This window comes from Alloacidobacterium dinghuense, assembly GCF_014274465.1.
GTDB lineage: Bacteria > Acidobacteriota > Terriglobia > Terriglobales > Acidobacteriaceae > Alloacidobacterium > Alloacidobacterium dinghuense.
Genome location: NZ_CP060394.1, coordinates 5,493,379 through 5,513,882 on the forward strand (window position 1 = coordinate 5,493,379; position 20,504 = coordinate 5,513,882).

General features: G+C 55.1%; 18 protein-coding genes. 11 read left to right on the top strand and 7 right to left on the bottom strand.

The annotated features are described in order from the left end of the window. Window positions 1-227: 227 nt before the first annotated feature. The 4 genes from H7849_RS23015 to H7849_RS23030 form a co-directional block, all read right to left on the bottom strand. Entirely contained in the window at window positions 228-2,294 is a 2,067-nt protein-coding gene (locus H7849_RS23015) for a prolyl oligopeptidase family serine peptidase (protein ID WP_251106430.1), read from the bottom strand. Window positions 2,295-2,444: 150 nt separating this feature from the next. Then, a complete protein-coding gene (locus H7849_RS23020; RefSeq protein ID WP_251106431.1) occupies window positions 2,445-3,233 on the bottom strand; it encodes a hydroxypyruvate isomerase family protein in 789 nt (262 codons plus the stop codon). Between the two features lie 139 nt (window positions 3,234-3,372). Continuing rightward, window positions 3,373-3,813, bottom strand: coding sequence for a YdeI/OmpD-associated family protein (locus H7849_RS23025; protein ID WP_186742828.1), 441 nt, complete (start codon window positions 3,811-3,813; stop codon window positions 3,373-3,375). Window positions 3,814-3,831: 18 nt separating this feature from the next. Next, complete coding sequence (locus H7849_RS23030) at window positions 3,832-4,752, bottom strand: VOC family protein (protein ID WP_186742829.1); 921 nt, start codon at window positions 4,750-4,752, stop codon at window positions 3,832-3,834. 181 nt (window positions 4,753-4,933) lie between these two features. On the opposite strand from H7849_RS23030, the gene H7849_RS23035 reads away from it, so the two are divergent. Further along, window positions 4,934-5,500, top strand: coding sequence for a CDP-alcohol phosphatidyltransferase family protein (locus H7849_RS23035; RefSeq protein WP_186742830.1), 567 nt, complete (start codon window positions 4,934-4,936; stop codon window positions 5,498-5,500). A 52-nt stretch (window positions 5,501-5,552) separates the two neighbouring features. Here the strand turns inward: H7849_RS23035 and H7849_RS23040 are convergent, their stop codons facing one another. Next, complete coding sequence (locus H7849_RS23040) at window positions 5,553-5,708, bottom strand: hypothetical protein (protein WP_186742831.1); 156 nt, start codon at window positions 5,706-5,708, stop codon at window positions 5,553-5,555. 224 nt (window positions 5,709-5,932) lie between these two features. Here H7849_RS23040 and H7849_RS23045 point away from each other — a divergent pair, with 224 nt between their 5' ends. The 8 genes from H7849_RS23045 to iscX all read left to right on the top strand — a co-directional run bounded on the left by H7849_RS23045 (window position 5,933) and on the right by iscX (window position 12,144). Further along, entirely contained in the window at window positions 5,933-6,409 is a 477-nt protein-coding gene (locus H7849_RS23045; protein WP_186742832.1) for an RrF2 family transcriptional regulator, read from the top strand. A 30-nt stretch (window positions 6,410-6,439) separates the two neighbouring features. Continuing rightward, window positions 6,440-7,699 carry an IscS subfamily cysteine desulfurase gene (locus tag H7849_RS23050; RefSeq protein ID WP_285288912.1) on the top strand — a complete coding sequence of 420 codons (1,260 nt, stop codon included), beginning with the start codon at window positions 6,440-6,442 and terminating at the stop codon, window positions 7,697-7,699. Window positions 7,700-7,789: 90 nt separating this feature from the next. Continuing rightward, window positions 7,790-8,215 carry a Fe-S cluster assembly scaffold IscU gene (gene iscU / locus H7849_RS23055; protein ID WP_186742833.1) on the top strand — a complete coding sequence of 142 codons (426 nt, stop codon included), beginning with the start codon at window positions 7,790-7,792 and terminating at the stop codon, window positions 8,213-8,215. A 77-nt stretch (window positions 8,216-8,292) separates the two neighbouring features. After that, window positions 8,293-8,676 (top strand): HesB/IscA family protein, encoded by a 384-nt coding sequence (locus H7849_RS23060; protein ID WP_186742834.1) that lies wholly within the window; start codon window positions 8,293-8,295, stop codon window positions 8,674-8,676. A 65-nt stretch (window positions 8,677-8,741) separates the two neighbouring features. Then, on the top strand, window positions 8,742-9,428 hold the full coding sequence (gene hscB, locus H7849_RS23065) for a Fe-S protein assembly co-chaperone HscB (RefSeq protein WP_251106432.1): 687 nt from the start codon (window positions 8,742-8,744) through the stop codon (window positions 9,426-9,428). A 124-nt stretch (window positions 9,429-9,552) separates the two neighbouring features. Next, a complete protein-coding gene (gene hscA / locus H7849_RS23070) occupies window positions 9,553-11,487 on the top strand; it encodes a Fe-S protein assembly chaperone HscA (RefSeq protein ID WP_186742836.1) in 1,935 nt (644 codons plus the stop codon). A 3-nt stretch (window positions 11,488-11,490) separates the two neighbouring features. Beyond that, window positions 11,491-11,925 (top strand): 2Fe-2S iron-sulfur cluster-binding protein, encoded by a 435-nt coding sequence (locus H7849_RS23075; RefSeq protein WP_186742837.1) that lies wholly within the window; start codon window positions 11,491-11,493, stop codon window positions 11,923-11,925. Further along, a complete protein-coding gene (gene iscX, locus H7849_RS23080; RefSeq protein WP_186742838.1) occupies window positions 11,926-12,144 on the top strand; it encodes a Fe-S cluster assembly protein IscX in 219 nt (72 codons plus the stop codon). A 33-nt stretch (window positions 12,145-12,177) separates the two neighbouring features. Here the strand turns inward: iscX and H7849_RS23085 are convergent, their stop codons facing one another. Further along, the gene (locus H7849_RS23085) at window positions 12,178-15,618 is read right to left on the bottom strand and encodes a TonB-dependent receptor (RefSeq protein WP_186742839.1); all 3,441 of its coding nucleotides are present in this window, start codon (window positions 15,616-15,618) and stop codon (window positions 12,178-12,180) included. 451 nt (window positions 15,619-16,069) lie between these two features. Between H7849_RS23085 and H7849_RS23090 the strand changes: the two genes are divergently transcribed. Together H7849_RS23090 and H7849_RS23095 are read left to right on the top strand one after the other, a co-directional pair. Then, window positions 16,070-17,065: an L-rhamnose/proton symporter RhaT gene (locus H7849_RS23090; RefSeq protein WP_186742840.1), complete on the top strand. Its 996-nt coding sequence runs from the start codon at window positions 16,070-16,072 to the stop codon at window positions 17,063-17,065. Window positions 17,066-17,104: 39 nt separating this feature from the next. Continuing rightward, on the top strand, window positions 17,105-17,785 hold the full coding sequence (locus H7849_RS23095) for a GntR family transcriptional regulator (protein WP_186742841.1): 681 nt from the start codon (window positions 17,105-17,107) through the stop codon (window positions 17,783-17,785). A gap of 12 nt (window positions 17,786-17,797) precedes the next feature. On the opposite strand, the gene H7849_RS23100 is transcribed toward H7849_RS23095, so the two are convergent. Then, complete coding sequence (locus tag H7849_RS23100; RefSeq protein ID WP_186742842.1) at window positions 17,798-20,359, bottom strand: tetratricopeptide repeat protein; 2,562 nt, start codon at window positions 20,357-20,359, stop codon at window positions 17,798-17,800. Between the last annotated feature and the right edge of the window lie 145 nt (window positions 20,360-20,504).

Below are 20,504 nucleotides of genomic sequence, written 5' to 3' on the forward strand. Positions count from 1 at the left end.
CAAGATGAACCCTGTCGACTTCTGAGTGAGTTTTAGATCGCGCTGAAGTTCATAGCTGCGGATGCCGTTTTGTAATTCACTACGAGCCAGATGGCTCGCTAAGCTATTGAAAACACTAGAAACGACTTAAGCTCAATGAAATCATCGGGATAGCGGGGGATGATCCCCCGCTAAGTGCTTGAAAACAAAGAGAGCGGAAAGGAGTAGAGGGGGAGGGGGATCCCGGTCTATGGAGCAGCCGTTTCGTTCCAGAGAAACGCCAGCTCATCTGCCTCATCATCCACCAGCTGCGTCAGCGAAACACCCGAGCTGTGCCCTGCCTTCAGGCTGTAGTGCAGCAGAATCGGACGGTCATCTCCGTTCGCTGCCTGCACCCGCGCCGTCATCTTGCGGGCATGCAGCGGATCCACCCTCGTATCGCTGTCGCCGGTAAAGAACATGATCGCCGGATACTTCGTTCCCGGCTTTACGTTCTGGTAAGGAGAGTATTTGAGCAGGTAAGGGAAGTCCTTGTCGTTGTCCGCGCTGCCATATTCCGTCGTCCAGAAGCGCCCGATCAGGAAGTTCTGGTAACGCAGCATATCGAGTAGCGGATAGCCGCACCAGATCGCGCCGAACAGGTCCGGCCGCTGCGTCATCGCGGCGCCCATGAGCAAGCCGCCGTTCGACCGGCCGCTAATGGCCAGACGCTCCGTCGTTGTGTAGTGGTTCTGGATCAGGTATTCGGCAGCCGCAAACCAGTCATCGAAGACGTTCTGCTTCTTTTCGAACATCGCCGCCTGGTGCCACGGCTCGCCATACTCATTGCCGCCGCGCAGGTTCGGCACAGCAAAATATCCCCCCTGCTCCAGCCACCAGGCATGCGCCGGATTCCAGTTAGGCAATTCCGCCACCTGGAAGCCGCCGTAACCGGTCATCAACAGGCGCGCGCTTCCGTCCTGTTTCAGGCCCTTCTTGCCGGCAATGAACATCGGAACGCGCGTGCCGTCCCTGGAGGTGTAGAAAACCTGCTTGATTTCGTACTGCGAAGCATCAAACGGAACCTTCGCCTGGAAGAAGACATCGGCCTTGCCACTCTTCGTGTCGTAACGATAGATAGTCGGAGGAAGAATGAAGGACTGGAAGACATAAAACCCGCTCGTCTGCTCAGGCCGACCGATCACGTCAGAGCCAGTCCCGATGCCCGGGTACGCGACCTGCCCGATCGATTTGCCGTCAAGCGAATAGATCGAGGTCTCCGTCTTCACATCATGCAGCCGCCGGACAAAGAGCTTTCCGCCGACGATGTTGAATCCATCGATTACGTCCTTGCCTTCCGGGATGATGGTCTTCCACGAGTCCGACGACTCTCCAGGCTTCGCCTCGACGACCCGCTTGTTCGCAGCCTTGTAATCGGTCGAAAGAAAGAAGCGGTCGCCAATGTTGACTGCGGAAGTGCGCGCCTCAAGGCCATAGACCAGCGGAACGATCTCGCTGTCCGGCTTGCGCAGATCCTTCACCAGAAGGTCTTCCCGCGTAGCCGGAACGCCGTGGCCGATGCGAATGATGAGGTAGTGTCCGTTGTCCGTGACGCCAACGCCGATCAGCTGCAGTTCGCCCAGCGTCTCGCCGCGATACTCCTTGCCGAAGATCATGGCGTCATCCGCAACAGGCGTGCCGAATTTGTGATAATGAACCGTCGTGCCCGCATGCGAGAAACGAGCGTAGTACAGACCCTTCTTGTCGGGACTGAGGCTGATGCCAAAGTAGCGCTCACTCGGCAGCACGTCCGCCAGTTCCTGCCTGGTGTCAACGTTCAGGACATGGACCGACTCCTCATCCGCTCCGCCCTGGCGTATGCCGTAGACCAGGAGCTTGCCGTCACTCGAGATGTCGTTGATGGTGACAGAGGTGTTCTGGTCCGCGCTGAGCTTGGTCGCGTCGATGAGGCGCACATCCGAGCCACTCCAGCCATCGCGCACGTAAACCGAATACTGGTTTTCATCCGCGAGCCGCTTTTCGAAGAAGATTTTGCCGCCGTATTCCCGCGGAACTGAGTAAGCATCGACGCGCTGCAGTTTGGTCAGCTCCTCAACAATCTGCGGACGAGTCTTTACCTGCGACAGATAGTCTTCGGTGTACTTCATCTGCGCCTCGATCCACGCCCGCGTCTGCGGACTCTTCGAGTCCTCCAGCCAGCGATACGGATCGGTAATCTCGACGCCATGCAGAGTGTCGGTCACCGTCTCGGTCGCAGTCGGAGGCGGTGCAGGCAGGGAAATACCGTTGCGGCCTTCAATCGTCGTTTCGCTCATAGCTCGCCCTGCGCAGACAATGGTCAACAGGCAGAATATCGAAGTTCTCAGAATCCGCGACGCATGTATTCTCACTCGAATCGGCATTGTGTTCATCCTGGACGAAGCAGGTAGTAATGAAGTTGCTTCTCGCACAAGCAATCGCCGCCACTAAACGTCGCAAAGGTCGACCGCTTCTCGAAGTGAAGTGAGCGGATCGCGTGTTGGAACGAACTCGTGCGCTACATAACCGCTGAAGTTCAGAGCCGCAATGCCGCGCATCACGCCGTCCCACTGGACTTCCTGCGTGTTGTCAAGCTCGTGGCGGCCAGGAACGCCTCCTGTGTGGAAGTGGCCGAGCCACTGGATGTTCTCGCGGATCGTCGCGATGAGATCACCTTCCATGATCTGCATGTGGTAGATGTCGTAGAGCAGCTTCACGCGGGGCGAATTTACCTCACTCACAACGCGCACGCCCCACGCGGTGTGGTCGCACATGTAGTCGTGGTGGTCATGCTTGCTGTTGAGCAACTCCATGCAGATGTTGACGCCGTTGTCTTCGGCGATCTTCTTCAGGCGGTTGAGGCCGATGACGCAGTTGCGAGCTCCTTCGTCGTCAGCCATACCCTTCCGGTTGCCGGAGAAGGTGATGACGTTGGGCACGCCGGCCTTCGCGGCAAGAGGAATGTTCTTGCGGAAGGCCGCTTCGATGGCATCGTGATTCTCAGTGCGATTCAGCGCGTCCGGAATGGTTCCACCGCCCGCGTAGCCCATGGTGCAGATAAGCCCGTAACGGCGCGGGACCTCCCACTCATCGACTTCGAGCAGGTCGACACCTTTGAGGCCCATCTGCGCTGAGGCCTGGGCGAGTTGGTCCAGCGGGATGTTCTTGTAACACCAACGCGAGACGGACTGGCGAATGCGGCCTTTGCGCGGCATCGGTGCTTTGGTTTCGGGCACGCTTCCTGTCTCCTGACTGTGTGCGGTTCCCGCCACGACAGCGGCTGCGAGGCTGGACTTTAAGAAGGTTCGGCGATTGGTCATAATGTTTGGGTGATCGTTTTGGTCTGGTTGTGAGGCCGAGGAAGATTATATGCACTCACTTCGTCTTCCCGGAAAGGTCTTGCATGATCTTCTCGAGCCGGCGTTCGCGCGTTTCGGGTTTCTTGGCTTCCGTCAGTGCCAGCGCGTGTTCTTTCTTGGTCGTGTAACTTAGCTTCTCCCATCGAGCTTTTGCCGTGACGTTCTTCTTGAGTGCCGCCAGCAGATCGGGCGGTGGCTCGACTTCGCGGACATCAGTATCGGCGGCAACGGTTACAGAGACGATTTGGTTGGGCGTTATCCCCGCTGCATGTTGGTTCGACATGCGGACCGGAATGAAATACTTGCCGCCATAGACACAAGGCGTGGATCGGTAGGTGTAGCCGTTGATGGTGACGCGAACCGGCGGCCGCGCCTTGCCGAAGTGCTCCTTCACATCAAACGGGAGCTCGACAAAGCCCTTTTCGTATTTCGTCTTAAAGCTCTTGTCAGCGGCCAACGCGTCTCCTCATCGCGATCACTCCGACGGCGATGGGTTGGGAGCGGTAAAGTCGGAGCAGCAGGGTTTCTGCACGTTTGAGAATTCCATAAACTCAAGACGCGTGCCGTCGGGATCGAAGAGATTCAGCTGCCACTTGCCGTCTCGGCCGATCTGCGCGTGATCGTTCGGGCTGGAGAGGCGGTTCGCGGCCTTCAGTGTGTCGAAGGTCTTGGGAACGCTCATTACTCCGATCGACAGATGATTGAGGACGCCGAGCTGTTTCTGTGAAACATCCTGAATGCCGCCGCCAGAGGGACCGCTGGTGAGCATGTATTCGAGCCAGTCGTGGCTTTCGGGCGTCTGCTGCGACACCCAGTCGATCTTGTCAGGCTTCATGCCGCCGTACCAGTACGGCTTGAAGTCAAGGATGGCGCGGTAGAACGTGTCCTCCTTTTCGCGGCTGCGAACAAGCATGCCGACGTGGATGATGTGATGTCCGACGAGGTTCGGCGCGCTGACCGCCTGCGAATGCGCGGGTGGCTGGACAAATTGGACCGTGTTGCCTTCGGGGTCTTTTACGTCGAACCAGCGGCTACCGTCGCTGGCATTCTGGACAGCCGGGACCTCTACGCCTTTCGCTTGCAGATAGAGGCGCAGGTTCTCGGCGTTGGCGGTTTTATACGCGAGGTGATCGAGGCGGTTGGGCGACGACTTATCTGCCAGCGGCAGGACTTCAACAAATTGCGTGCTGTTGACGTAGTAACGCGCGCCTTTTGGGTTTTCTGGATCGGGACGCTTTTCGCACCCGATGAGGTCGACGTAGTAATGCTGCTCCGCAGCGGGGTCGGCTGCATACACGGCAATATGTGAGATACCTGTGATGGGCGGTCGTGTTGGAGTGGTTTGTGCTAAAGCGATTGAGCAGGTAAGAGCGAGCAATCCGAGGCCATATTTCATCGCCTACCAAGATACTCCGGATCGCCGAGTATTGACGAGGGTACGTGGTGAGGGCACAGGTCTCAGTGCATTGATCACAGCCGATCTCGCCACTGCATCTGGCCTTCGGGTTCACTGTCCTGTAACATCGAGTTTTCTGTATCGCCAAGGTTTTACTTTTTCTTACCGCTCATTTGCACCCATGAACGCCTTTCGAGCCACGCCGAACCAGCTGACGTTTCTGCGGTTGTGCATCATTCCCTTTCTCGTCCTGGCGGTATTGGACGGGCACAACAGGACAGCCTTCGCGCTCTTTGTCGTCGCCGGCGTCACCGATGGACTCGACGGGTTGCTGGCGCGCATGCTCCAGCAGCGGACCCGCCTGGGGCAGTATCTGGACCCGGTAGCCGACAAGCTGTTGCTCAGCACCCTGTTTCTTGTGCTTCATCACGAGGGGTACATCTCCAGGCGAGTGACCGTGCTGGTCTTCGGACGCGACCTGGGCATCCTTGTAGTAGCAGCCATCCTGTACGCAGCAATGGGAATACGCGATTTCCGGCCAAGCATTTTTGGCAAAGGGAACACGTTGGCCCAGATCATCGCACTTGTAACAGTGCTGCTTGGCACTTTCTATGCCGCGCCATGGATCATCTTTATCCGACATTGGTCGCTGAATGCCACGATCGTGCTGACCGTTACCTCAGGTCTGCAATACGCCTGGCAGGTGGCGAAACGTTTGAGCATGCCGAGCGTGGCGGCGAGCAACTAAAACTGAGGCCGTGTTTTAAGTAGCTAGTGATCGGGGATTCGATAGGCTGTTGCTACTCGTCTTCGTCCTCAAGAACCGTCTCTTCTATCGCCATATCCTGGAACTCATTCGAGTCGAAGACTTCGCCGCAGTCCAGGCACTCGACGTACTCAACGTCCTCCTCGCGGGCAACGACGCGAACTTTGGGGTGTTTGCAGGGCGTGTTCATGGGGTGTATCGGCAAGTGAAATTCAGGTGATATCGGCAAGATTGTATATAGGACGCGTCCGATGTCAAACGGAATCCGGCGAATCCTCTCCAGAAATCTTTACGCAGGAAAATCGGCTGCCGTTCCGTCCGCCCAGATTTTATCGCAGCACAGACATTGAATTCGGACTCCAGCGGTCGTATACTTTAGTTACACCGTTTAGCTTGCGGGTAACCTGGCGATCCATGCTGAGACTCACCAAAAAAGCGGACTATGGCCTCATGGCTCTCAAATATTTGGCGGAGCATCCGGAGGCGACCGCATTGAGCGCCAAAGACATAGCCGAGGCTTATCACATTCCAGCACAGTTGCTGGCCAAGATTCTGCAACGGTTGGCCAAAGTGGGCATCCTGAAGTCGCATGCCGGAATGAATGGCGGCTATTCGCTGCTGAAGAACCCCCGACGAATTTCAGCCTTTGAGGTGATTTTTGCGATCGACGGTCCGCTATTTATTACTTCGTGCTTTACCCACGAGGGAAACTGCGACCTTACCAACAGCTGCACCATCAAAGAACCTTTAGCACGTGTTAACGAGACCATCTCAAGTGTCCTGAAAAACATTCACATTTCAGACCTAGTGGAAGAGGGTCGCAGCAAGACAGTCCGGGAGTTGATTACGATTCGCAGCGCCTCCGGCGAAAAGATTATGCAGGTGACGTAAACGGCAGAAGTACTGAGGAGAACAAACAAGATGAGCAGCGTAGTAGAGACAGGAAACATCAGCGTGCCGGCGGGCGTGAAGCTGCCGATATATATGGACAATCACGCGACGACGCCGCTCGATCCGCGTGTACTGGACGCGATGATGCCGTATATGACAACGGTGTTTGGGAATGCCGCGAGCCGCAACCACTCCTTTGGCTGGGAAGCCGAGAAGGCCGTTGAAACGGCGCGCGAGCAGATCGCGAAGCTAATTGGTGCGACGGCCAAAGAGATTATTTTCACCTCGGGCGCGACCGAGTCGAACAATCTCGCTATTAAAGGCATTGGCGAGATGTACCGCGAACGCGGCAATCACATCATTACGCAGGTGACCGAACACAAGGCTGTGCTTGACACCTGTAAACGGATGGAAAAAGCCGGTTTCCGTGTCACCTATCTGCCGGTAAAGGCCGATGGTCTGATTGATCTCGATGACTTGAAGCGCGCGATCGATGACAAGACGATTCTGGTCTCGGTCATGTATGCAAATAACGAGATCGGAGTACTCCAACCGGTCGCCGAGATTGGCAAGATCTGCCGCGAAAAGGGCGTAATATTCCACACGGACGCGGTGCAGGCAATCGGCAAGGTTCCGGTGGATGTGAACTCGATGAACATCGATGCGCTCTCGCTTTCGGGTCACAAGATTTATGGTCCGAAGGGCGTGGGTGCTCTGTATGTTCGCCGTCGCAATCCGCGCGTGCAGATTTCCGAGCAGATCAACGGTGGAGGCCACGAGCGCGGCATGCGGTCAGGGACGCTGAATGTGCCCGGAATTGTCGGCCTTGGCAAGGCCTGCGAGATTGCCCGCGAAGAGATGGCCAGCGAAGACAAGCGTCTGCGTGCCTTGCGCGACAAGCTGAAGTCGAAGCTCGAATCGAGCCTCGACTATATTCACGTGAATGGTTCGATGGAGCATCGCCTGCCGGGCAACTTGAATATGAGTTTTGTATATGTTGAGGGTGAGTCGCTGCTGATGGGAATCAACGATGTTGCGGTTTCGAGCGGATCGGCCTGCACCTCTGCGACGCTTGAGCCATCTTATGTATTGAAGGCTCTGGGCCTCGGTGACGATGTGGCACACAGCTCGATCCGGTTCGGGCTGGGACGCTTTAACACTGAGGCTGAAGTAGATTACGTGGCCGATAAGGTCATTGACATTGTGCAGAAACTGCGCGAGCTTTCACCGCTGTACGAGATGGTGAAGGAAGGCATCGACCTGACGAAGATTGAGTGGGCAGCGCATTGATGGTGTCATCGCGAAGGGAAAGCAGATCCTCCGTTGCACTCAGGATGACAGTTTTAGTTTTGTTAGCAGGGAATCAGAGGAGATTCTGACATGGCATATAGCGATAAGGTAATTGATCACTACAACAATCCGCGCAACGTTGGGCAGATGGACAAGAGCAGCCAGGAAGTAGGCACGGGTCTGGTTGGTGCGCCGGAATGCGGCGACGTGATGCGCCTGCAGATCAGGGTGAATCCGGAGACGCAGGTGATTGAAGAAGCCAAGTTCAAGACCTTCGGCTGCGGCTCGGCGATTGCTTCGTCCTCGCTGGCGACGGAGTGGGTGAAGGGCAAGACGGTTTCCGAGGCGATGGAGATCAAGAATACGGATATCGTGAAGGAGCTTTCCCTGCCTCCAGTGAAGATCCACTGTTCCGTGCTTGCGGAAGACGCGATTCGCGCAGCGATTGGCGATTGGAAGAAAAAGAACGGCGTTGGCGAGACTGCGAACACTGTGGAGCCTGTGGCCGCTCAGTAAGAGACGGTGGTTTCTCGTCCTGCCGCGCACAAAATGCGCGACAAGAACGGGTGCCTGTTGTGTGTTGGGGTTGAGAGATGAGTGCTGAGTTAGCTGTTCTGAATGCCGAGAACCTGACGCCGAATCAGAAGGGCGTGCAGGTTACTGAGCGTGCTTTGAAGCGCATCCGCATCGCGATGGCGAAGGAAGGGATTTCGCCAACCGAGGGCGGGCTGCGCCTGGGCGTACAGGGCGGTGGCTGCTCAGGCTTGTCGTATAACATTCGCTTTGACACGCAGCCGCGTGAGCGCGACCGCATTTATCAATTTGAGGATGTGCGGGTCTTTGTCGATCCGAAGTCGTTTATCTATCTGCACGGGATGGTTCTGGATTACGAAGAGACGCTGATGCGGCAGGGCTTCAACTTTATCAACCCAAACTCAACGAAGTCCTGCGGCTGTGGGTCGTCATTTTCATCCTGATATGAAAAGCCGCTCACGATAGAGCGGCTTCAATCTTTAGCATGCCAACTACTGAGGAACAATCCGTGAAGACGGCCTGCTGGTCGTGCGGCTCTGGGCTGTCCGCAGGCGCGCCCTTCTGCGATGCGTGCGGCAAGGTGCAGAACCCTGCTGCCGACGTGACTTACTTCTATATGTTTGGATTGCCACGGAAACTGGCTCTCGATACTGCTGGACTTGAGCGTGCATTCTATAAGTTGAGCCGTAAGCTGCATCCAGATGTGTATGCGCGTGCGAGCGAGCAGGAGCAGCAATGGAGCTTGGAGCAGACGTCGCTGTTGAATGATGCATATCGTACGCTGAAAAATCCGATTACGCGCACAGAATATCTGCTTCGTCTTGAAGGCGTCGAAATCGACCAGGATCGATCTGCTGAAAACGGTGCGAAGAAAGAGTCGCGAGTACCGCCGGATCTGCTGGAAGAAGTCTTTGAGCTGAACATGCAGCTTGAAGAAATGCGCATGAATCAGAAAACGGGTGAGGATGATCCGCAACTGCGCCAGGACCTGGAGAGGGCGAAGACGCAGTTTGAAGGGCAGATGGCTGATTCTGATTCGCAGTTGCAGGCCCTGTGGGCGAATTGGGACGCGGCCCTCGATGCGCAGGATGAGGCATCGCAGTCTGGTGCGAAGGACACGATGGTGGCGCTGCTGGATCGTCGGCGGTATGTGCGGAATCTGGTGCGCGACGTGAACGAGGCGCTAGGGGCATAGCTTTCCCACCGTTTCGCAAAATGCGCGAAAGGATGGGGCAGCCGGTGGTGATCGTGCTAGACAGTGCGAAAAAGCAGGTCCTTCGCTGCGCTCACGATGACAGCTTTTGGGTAGAGATAACTAAATGGCGGAAGCACGCATAGTCGGAATTGATTTGGGCACAACGAATTCTCTCGTCGCATTTATGCAGGGCGAGCAGCCGGTGGTGATTCCCGGCGAGGATGGGTCGAACCTTGTGCCTTCGGTTGTTGCGCTGGCCGGTGATGGCCCGCGGAAGTTTGTTGTTGGCAATGGGGCGCGGCAGTACCTTGTCGAGACCCCGGAACGGGTGATCTATTCAGCGAAACGGCTGATGGGGCGCGGGGTTGACGATGTGCGCGAAGAGTTGAAGCTTTTTCCATTTCATCTTGCGGACGATCTGCAAGTGGGGGAAGTGCTGCGCATCAAGCTGGGAGATGAGGAGTTCACTCCGCCTGAGATTTCGGCGTATGTGCTGCGCCAGTTGAAGAAGAATGCCGAACGGTACTTCGGCGCTCCGGTGACGAAGGCTGTCATTACGGTTCCGGCTTATTTCAACGACGCGCAGCGGCAGGCGACCAAAGATGCTGGGCGCATGGCTGGTCTTGAGGTGCTTCGTTTAGTAAATGAGCCGACGGCGGCGGCGCTGGCGTATGGACTCGATCGCAATAAGGACGGCATCGTTGCGGTTTACGATCTAGGCGGCGGGACCTTTGATATTTCGATTCTGAAGCTGCATGAGGGCATCTTCGAGGTCATCGCGACGAATGGCGATACCCATCTTGGCGGCGATGATATCGATAATTTGCTGATTGCGGTTGCGCTCGATGACATTCAGGGCGAGCTGGGCGTTGATGTGCACACGAGCCCGGAGACGGTCCAGGCGATTCGCAAGGAAGTGATTGCGGCGAAGATTGCGTTGTCGTCCGAACAGGTGGCACGTATCAGCGTTGATCTGCCGAACGGGCAAAAGTATCAGCGAGAACTGCCGCGCGATGCTTTTGAGCAGATCATTCGCCCGGTGATCGATCGGACGATTGAGCCTTGCAAGCAGGCGTTGAAAGATGCCAGCGAGACGCCGGAGCAGATCGATGAGGTTGTGCTGGTCGGCGGATCGACGCGGATCCCAGCGGTGCGTGCGCTGACCGATCATGTTTTTCATTTGAGCCAGCGTGGTAAAGTTCCGCATACCGAGCTCAATCCCGATGAAGTGGTTGCGCTCGGCGCAGCGGTGCAGGCAAATATTCTTGGTGGCGGCTCCAAGGCCACGGAAGACATGCTGTTGCTCGACGTGACGCCGCTTTCGCTGGGCATTGAAGCATTGGGCGGCGTCGTGGCGAAGATTATTCAGCGCAACTCGACGATTCCGGCATCGGCGACGGAGCACTTTACGACGGGTGTGGATGGGCAGACGAATGTAGCGATCCACGTCCTCCAAGGCGAGCGCGAACTGGCTAAGGATTGCCGCTCGCTGGCTCGGTTCGACTTGAAAGGCATTCCGCCGATGAGCGCCGGATTACCGCGTATCGAAGTGAAACTCCTGATCGACGCGAACGGCATTCTGCACGTTTCGGCGCGTGAGCAGCGCTCGGGTAAGGAAGCTGAAATTGAAGTGAAGCCGACGTACGGGCTAACGGACGAGCAGGTGGAGTCTATGATTCTGGAGTCGTTCGATCATGCTGAGAAGGATTTCGCCGAACGGCAACTGATTGAAGCGCGCAACGAGGCAGACACCATTCTGGCCGCAGTGGAGAAGGCTCCGAACCATGCGGCCTGGCAACTTTTGACCGATGAAGAGCGTGCGCAGATCGGGCTGCTGAAAGATGAGTTGTTTGTGCTGAAGCAGAGCGAAGATCTGAAGGCATTGCGTGCAGGCACGGATGCACTGGACAAGGCCACACGGCGATTCGCGGAATTGATGATGGATGCCGCGGTTTCAAGCGCGATCAAGGGGGAGACGATGGACTCAGCTGGCGATAAGCTGGGTGAGGGGCCGACGGCACCGCATCCATTCGCACCTGCAGAGATCAGCAAGGATTAGAAAATGAGTAACGAGAAGACACAGCAGAAAATTGATTTGAACAAGCCACCAGCGCCGAATATGGTGCGTGTGACGTTTATGCCTGAGGGAAAGACGGTGGAATTCGAGTTCGGCACCATGCCGTATGACCACCACGGAAAGCCAATGTCGTTTCTCGATGTGGCGGAGAATTTCGGAATTTTTCTCGATCATGCCTGCGGTGGATCATGCGCATGTACCACGTGTCATCTGTGGATAAAGGATGGAACTCCAGGGTTGAGCGAGGCGGATGACGATGAGCTGGATCGGCTGGACATGGCTGCTGATCTGCAACTCAATTCGCGGCTTGGCTGCCAGGCAGTGATCACAAGACCCGGAGCATATGTCGTCGAGATTCCGAAGTGGAACCGCAACTACGTTTCTGAAGGCAAGCCACTGGCTTTGGCCGAGGAGAAATAAATGGCGCGCGAGATTCATTGGACGGACACAGAAGAAATTGGAATTCAGCTGCAGGAAAAATTTCCCGATCTTGATCCGCTCACTGTTCGGTTCACCGATCTGCACAAGTACATTACCGAACTCGATGGATTTGCCGACGATCCGTCGACCTCGAATGAGTCGAAGCTGGAAGCAATCCAGATGGCCTGGTATGAGGAGTTCAAGGATGCCTCCAGCTAGCGAATTCAGTTACTACTCGACGACGCACTTCAACTAGAAGACAATTTTGCCGCTCAGTTGCAGTTCTCGCGCATAGTTTGCAGTGCTCGTGACCACGCCGAACAACTGCGGGTTATTCAAATCACTACCGGGTGTACTGAATACAGTATGGTTAAGCACGTTAAATGCCTCTGCACGGAACTGAAATTGCAAGCTCTCCCATATCGGGAAACTTCGAATGACTGAGGGAGTAAGGTCCCAATAAGGTTGGGATCGAAGCGAGTTGCGGCCTGCATTCCCAAACGTGAATGGCGCGGGAGATTGATACGCCCCGGTATTGAACCACTCGGCTGCATTGCGATTGGATCGATGAGGATCTCCGACTCGATTGAGATATACGAAATCATTGCCGATGTTGGCTATATCCGAACTAATCGTCGGAGAAAAGGGCTGTCCGGACCGGCCAGTGAGCAGACCATTGATTTGCCAGTTGCCGAGGATGTAATCCAACACACCATTTCCTGTCGAAAATCTCTTGCCTTTCCCGATCGGCACTTCATAGAGAGCGTTGATCGAAAGTACATGCGTCAAATCGAATCCAGATACCGAGCGGGAACCTGACGGATTGTACGGGTTCTGTGGAAGCGAACCCTCTACGCCAAACCAGCCGTCATCTTCGGTCATCGCTTTCGAATAGGTGTAGGACACTCCGTATGAGAAGCCGTTCGTGTACCGCCGGTCGAACTCAACCTGCAGAGCGTTATAGTCCGCGAATCCTGCGCTGCGATCGTAGAAAGTAGGAATGCTGTAAGGATAGGGCGCACGAGCTTGGTAATCACCCGGCCCAGGTGTTAAGGCTGTGTTGTAATAGCCGCCAACATTGGTCCTGTGCGAGCCTGATCCGACGTAGTTAATGGTCACTGCGGTAGAAGAATTCAACTGACGCTGCACACCAAAATTCCATTGCTCTGAGTAAGGGTTCTTGATGTGCGGATCATAGAACCATGTGTTGTTCGTGAAAGGTGTTGCTGGTGGAAAGAGGCCGCTGCCGCTCGCAACCAGCGGATTTTGCGCCTGCACGGTCGGCGTTGGTGATGCAGACGTTGGCTCGTTGAGGTGAGTCTGAATCTGCTGTCCAATATCGGGCCACGCACCCTCGATATTCTGTGCCATCTGGGTGACCGCAGCCCAGTTGTCGTAGACAATGCCAAAGGCACCTCGGATGACGGTCTTGTCGTCCACGGAATAGGCAAATCCAAGACGCGGCCCAAAGTTCGTGCCAACATTGTGTGCAATCTTGCCCCGTGGGTCAACGACAACGTGATCCGGCAACGTGCCATCACCGGGAATGCAAGGAGCGTGACCACGGACGCTGCATGGGGGAGGGAGCTTCTGCACTACATAAGTGCCGTTGCCGAAATCCATATCTCCGGTTTCAATACCACCCTGCTGGCCAATCGTTGCGTTCGTTCCATAGGGGGGAATGAAGGTGTAATCGTAGCGCAGCCCAAAATTGAGCGTAAATTTAGGCGTCACCTTCCAAGAGTCTTCACCGAAAACGCTGAGCAGGCCACCCGGGCGCGTTGTCTCATCCACGTTTCTGCGGCTGGCTCCATGAGGAACGTTCAGAATGAAGGACGACACGGCGTCGCCGGTTCCACCTACATTTGGGTTCGCCGCAGTGCTTGTCGCGTCGAAAGTCAATCCAATTTGAGACAGAGGACTGACGAAGTTGTTCGTCGTATACCCACCGCCGAACTTCAGCTGATGGTTTCCAACGATCTTGCTGACTGTGGCGTGGTACTCGTAACTATCGGTCGCTTTCGGTGTGTCGTTAATGCTTTCGCCACCATTGGCATAGCCGCTGATGCCGGGGCCAGGAATCAAAGAGCCGCCATTTGCTCCAGCGAACCCACTGGCAAAGTCGTCGTTGAAACCAACAGTGCTGTAGATCCCGGAGGTGGATGTGATAAATCGTGTCGCCGTATTGTCGAGTACGGTGATGTGTGCGAATTGAGCCTGCAGGATAAGCCCCGGATTGAAAATGTGGACATAGCTGCCACCCCAATCGCGAGCATCAAGCGGATGGATGACGTGGAGTGCTGGGAGGTTCCCGGAGGTGGTCACCTGACTGTTGATGAAGCTGTACCGGAACCACGCGGAGTCTTTCGACCCGAAGTTCTGGTCGACCCGAACGCTGAACTCATCCTGGTTCTGGATCAATGGGGTGGTGTCAAGTGCGTTAGCCGTGCCATTGCTGAAAAAGGGACCAGCTGCCGGAAAGACATATTGCGCGTAGGCAACCATACGTGGATCGATCAAGCTTGAAGGGATCTGATTACCTGGAAACGGGTCGCGTATGTAGCTTCCCGGATTCGCAGGATCGGGTCGGGTTGTAAAGGGATTGTATATCTGAGGCGCTCCGCTCTCGTCACCTGCAAGCTGTGCTGCGGTGGGGACCAGCAGGTTTGTATCCTGCACTTTTGAGTAACGGAAACCCTGGTAAGCCCCAAAGAAGAAAGTCTTGTTTCTGCCGTTATAGAGCTTAGGAATCAGAACGGGCCCACCGACAGACGCGCCGAACTGGTTTTCGTGATAGGCAGGTTTCGGCTGGTCAGGGGGCAGGAAATAGTTACGCGCATCAAAAACGGTGTTGCGCACATAATCCCATGCGCCACCGTGGAAATCGTTTGTGCCACTCTTCGTAACTACATTGACGACACCCCCCAAGACGGATCCGAACTCCGCGTTGTCTGTGTGCGAAACGACCTTAAACTCCTGAACGGAGTCGATGATTGGCGGAACCGCATAGGTGCTTTCAATGGTGCCGTAGTCGTTCAGACCGTCCATCAGGTACATGTTGCTGCGGTTCGTCTGACCATTGACAGCAGGAAAGCTGTAGTCGGCGCCGATCGTGACCGGAGCACCAAAACCGCCGCTGTTCTGCATCCCTGCAGCCTGCCCGGTCATAATTGGTGAAACACCCGGAGTAAGTTGCAGAAGCTGCGTGAAGTTCCGGCCGTTGAGCGGGATCTCGTTCACCTGCTTGGTGGCGATCACTGCGCCGAGGTCGGCTCCTTGAAGGTCCAGCTGTTGTGCGCCGGCCTCGACTGTTACCACCTGGGTCTGCGTACCCACCGTCAACGTGAAGTTCATCGTCGCTGTTTGACCCACCGTCAGAACAAACTCCGGTATCTGTTGCGGGCTGAATCCGGTTGCTTTTGCCTCGAGCGTATATCGCCCCGGCGTAATGTTCAGGAAAACGTACTCACCCGAACCATTACTAACTGACGCGCGCTCAACCGACGTGTCTACATTGCGCAATGTAACGGTCGCGTTTGCAACGACGGCACCGCTGGAATCGCGCGCTATACCGCTGATAGAAGCAGTTGAGAGCTGAGCAATAGCTGCGCCAGTTATGCAGAAAACGCTGAGCAGGAAACATATGCGCGCCACAATTCGAAACGAATATCGCAATTCCGCAGAATTCAGCATAGATTACCTCCTGAAAAGCCTCGCTTGAAGAAAGAGTTCGCCGCGATTCGTAGTCAACGGCTAATTTGGTACCCGATACTTCGTCAGTTTGACCTTGTACTCAACCGAAAGAATGACTGTCAAGAACTTTTTTATGAATAGAACATAATTTTCATAACTCAAATCCATTCTTTGAGGATTTGGTTGCAAACGCCTTCTCGTCCGCGGAGCTAAAGATGTAAATAAGCGCTCAAAATTCTGGAGAACGATAGTCGCAAGTAGCCGCCCTTGTCAAGCTTATATTGACAAATGGTATGCTCTTTACCCGTCATCCGAGGATTGCAGTCCCATGAGTAGGAGAGGGAAGTATATGATTTGAGCGTCTAAACTGAGAAAAAACGGGTTGGAGGGTAAAGATGGAAATTGCTGTTCGGGAAAGCAAAATCGTCATCATTCGAAGCGAAACCAGCCTATGAATAGCAATCTTTTCGGCATCGCACTCGCGCTAGCGGGCGGCGTGTTGGTTGGGAATTGCATGCTGCCCCTGAAAAGGATTCGCGTGTGGCCTTGGGAATGCACCTGGCTGATGTTTAGCTTTGTTTCGCTATTGCTCGTACCTTGTCTGATCGCCTTAGCGTCTATTCCTGACTGGCCACACCTCTATGCATCTCTGCGATTCTCTGAGTTGCTTCCATCGTTATTGTTTGGCTTTGGCTGGGGAATCGCACAGGTGCTCTTTGGAATATCGGTTGTGCGGTTGGGGATGGCGCTTGCCTTCACGATCATCGTCGGATTAGGCACTGTCTTTGGAACGCTGGTTCCTCTCCTAACCCTCCACAAAAACGAGCTCGCCAGCGGCAATTCTCACATCCTGATCGCCGGATGCGGCTTGATGATTTTCGGAGTGGCTCTTTCCGGCGGCGCGGGTAAACTCCGCGAGCCTCCTCAAAGCGAAGCCAGTCACGGATACTCATCTGGATTGGGTATTGCCGTACTCTCCGGAGTATTGTCTTCGATGCTCAATCTTTCGCTGGCCTTTGGAGGTCCTATCGCGCAGGTGGCCGTAGACCACGGCGCCCAGGCTTCGAGCGCAGTCTTTGCCGTGTGGCCTGTGGCGCTTGCCGGCGGTCTTGTTCCCAATCTCGCGTACACGGTTTTCTTGTTGAACAAGAACCAAAGCTGGAAATTCCTGACGCGTTCCGCGCCGGACGCCTTTCTTAGTTTGTTGATGGGCTTGCTTTGGATCGGAGCTGTTGCGATCTACGGACTCTCGACGCGCTATCTTGGGCGACTCGGCGATTCTGCGGGGTGGGCGATTTACCAGATTACGATGGTCCTCACCGCAAATACAGCGGGCATTGTCGTAGGTGAATGGAGATTGGCGAGCCGACGCGCTCTCATTGTTCTGGCTTCGGCAGTGGCCATTCTCGTCCTTGCCACAATAACAACAGCAGTTTCGACACGCTGAGGCTCATGCTAGTCTCTGGTCTACGGGATTTGATACAGCATGAACCTTGCGACCATGCAGAACGATGCTTCGCTGCTGATTAAACAGAGCCTGGCGGCAAAATTACGGGAAGAAATTATCGAGGGCCATCTCGCACCTGGCCAGCGAATCATCGAAGGTTATTGGGCGCGAAAATTCGGCGTCGCCCAGACTTCGGTTCGAGAGGCTATCAACCTTCTCATCAACGAAGGCTTTGCCACCAAGGCATCGGGGCGTAGCGCTCGCGTCACATCCTATTCAGAATCTGACATCGCCCAAATATACGAACTTCGGGGTGCCCTTGAAGGACTGGCTGCACGCCTAACAACGGAGCGTCAACCGGATCTCGATCCGCTGGAAAGCTCTCTAAAAGAGCTGCGCAAAGCTACGAAGAGTGGAGACATCCGAGCTCTTATTGAGGCCGATCTCCACTTTCATCTGTGCCTTTGCGAACTTTGCGGGAACCGCTTTCTGTACTCACAAATACGTACGCTGCTTGTACCGCTGTTTGCATTCGTCGCAATGCGCGTCGTGCAAAGTCATCAGACCGCGCAGGCATGGGAGTCCGACCTCGATCGCCATAAGCGCATTATTGAATTGATTCGCGAAGGAGATCCCTTCGCCGCAGAGTTCGTAGTCCGCGGTGTGATGCAACAGTTCGCGGCGCGAGCCTATGCCATCTGGCAGACGAAAGATACTTAGATCAGATTCGGGCTATTGGGTTTTCTGTAGTGAATCCAACACGTTGAGCGCCTGCAAAATGTCGTCATCTTTAGGCGTAAGCCTTTGCGCGGCAAGCAACTCGGTTCTGCAGTTCTGATAGTCTCCAGCGCGGCAATAAATCAGGCCGAGATCTTTGTGGAGCAATGGCAGTGCGCTGCAGTCGCTGCAAACGCTAAGAGCCTGTTTTAGCTGTGAGATGGCTTGAGGCCAATCATGCGCATCAGCAGACGCCAACGCAAAGTTACCGAGTGTTGAAGCGCGATCTGTGATGTGTTCCTGGGCTTGCAATGTTTCAAATCGGGCTTCCAGACGGGCAGCTTCGTCAGGATTCGATTTCTTGAGGAGGCGTGCAAGATTGTAAAGGGCCTCGTTGTATTGGGGGCGAATCTCGATTGCCTTCCGCCACTGCTTGATCGCACCTGCCGAATCACCCTTACGTTGCAATTCCTGGCCTAGCTTGAAATATGCTTCTGCATAGTCCGGCTTCGCTGCGACGGCCTTCTCGAATTGCCCGATCGCCTCGTCTGTCTGGTCTGCCTGTCGCGAAATCAGGCCGAGCAGATACCATGACTCTGCTTGATTGGGATCGAGTTGCACCGCCGCCTCCAACTCTGGTTTCGCCTCGTCGTTTCTCTGCAGGTCGAGCAAGACCCTGCCCTTGTTGTAGTGAGCCGCGGCATTGTTCGGATCGAGACGTACAGCTTCAGAAAACTCGGCCAATGCGCCCTTCAAATCGAAGCGGTCGGCCAAGGCTATGCCGAGATTCAAGTGGGCTCCAGCTGAGTTCGGATCGAGTTCGACGACTTTTCGAAAAATTGGCAGCGACTCTGCGCCCCGATTTAAACGGACAAGAACCATACCGTAAACGCTTAGAGCTCCAGCGTTTTTCGGATCGAGCTGTACTGCCTTGCTCAGCGCGGATTCGGCTTCGGACAAGTGTCCTTGGCCTGCAAGAATGAGTCCCAGATTAGCGAATGCCTGACCATATTGAGGGTTGTTTTCCGTCGCCAGGCGGAACATCTTTTCGGCGTCGGCATCCTTGCCGACCTGGCCATAGAGCACACCCAGATTGTTTTGCGCCTCGGCGTATTGCGGGTCCAGCGAGATCGCCGCCTTGAACTGGCGCTCAGCGTCCTGAGCATGACCTGCCTGCAGATCAAGAAAACCCAACTGATTGTGCACAGGCGCGAGCGTGGCATCCAGTGCCTGCGCTTTTTCCAGGGCATCTTGTTCAGCCGAATAATCAGACAGACGATCCAAAGCGAGAGCAAGATCATAGTAGGTGCGAGCGTTCTTGGGATCGTTTGCGAGGGAAGCACGGTACAAGGCCACAGCCTTCTGCGGATCGCCCGATTGTAGATCTTGATTTGCCTGACTGGCACTTACAGCTGCGACATCCTGCTTTACGCTGGCCGCTTTTTCTTGCTGAAGAACATTCAGTTCTTCGTGGGCCTGATCTTGTTGTCCCAGGGTTCGAAGCACTGACGCCAATTGGAAGCGTGCTTCACTCGACTCGGGATTCAACTGCAGTGCTTTCTCTAGTTCGGGACGCGCCTCCGCGGGTTTTCCTTGCCGCGCAAGCACGAATCCGAGATTGTAGTGAGCCTCTGCATGATTTGGATTCAATGCCACAGCCTGACGGAACGACCTCTCGGCTTCCGCATAGTTTCCTAGCCCACGTTCGACTACACCGTTGAAATATACCGCTTCGAAATCGCGTGGATGCTTCTGTAGATATTCGTGGATGAGTGGTTCGGCCTTGTCGTACTGCAGAAGCGCCGTTAGTGACTTCACGTAAGACAGCCGAACTGAATCATCGGCAGGGTCAAGCTTTAGTGCTGTCTCGAATTCCCGCGCTGCTTCGCTGAATCGCTTTTGCTGGGTGTAAACAATTCCAAGATTGCTGTGTGCCTGTGCGTATTCGGGATGCTCTTTGACAATGGCGGAAAGAATCTGTAAAGCTTCGTCAATGTTGCCGTTCTTGGAGTAGGCAATGGCCAGGTTCAATTGCAGTACTTCATCTGCTGGCGCAGCCTTCAGTTCGACGATCGCCGCTGTGTATCGCTTTTGTGCGATCAGGGCTTTTGTCAGCCCATCGATGGCTGGGATCGATTGCGGATCCTGCCTCAGAATGGTTCGGAACGCCTCTATGGCAGCATCCTGCTGGCCTAATTCACTCAGTGTTACTCCCAACGGAAGCAGGATTTTCGGCGAGCTCGGCTGAAGGCTGGATGCCGTCTGCAGCTCTTTGGCGGCGCGTTTTGGATCACGATTCGAAAGCAGCGCAATGCCGAGATCGTAGTGGCCCTCCCATGAGTTCGGCTCCAAACGAACTGCGCTTTCAAAGGTATTGATTGCGCAAGGCAGTTGATGATGTCCAGCGAAATACGCGCCCAAAGCGTCGTATGCAGCTGCGGATGGATGCGTCGCAGTCGCCTGTTCGAGTTCGGACGGTCCTTTGCAGGCGGCATTCTGTTGCGCGATCGCTGAAAGTGGAACCGCATTGCAAACCACGAACGCGAGCCGAAGAAGAGATGTCGCTCTGTGTCCCAAAATTCTCTGCACTACCGGTTCAACCTGGATCTAGGCGACCCGTTCTGTCGACGGTCGCTGATATAAAAACATTTCATAAAATGTGGTGCTGATTTTTTCTGATCGCCTTCACTATATCGCTCCCAAACTTCGGCAAGCAAAAGTT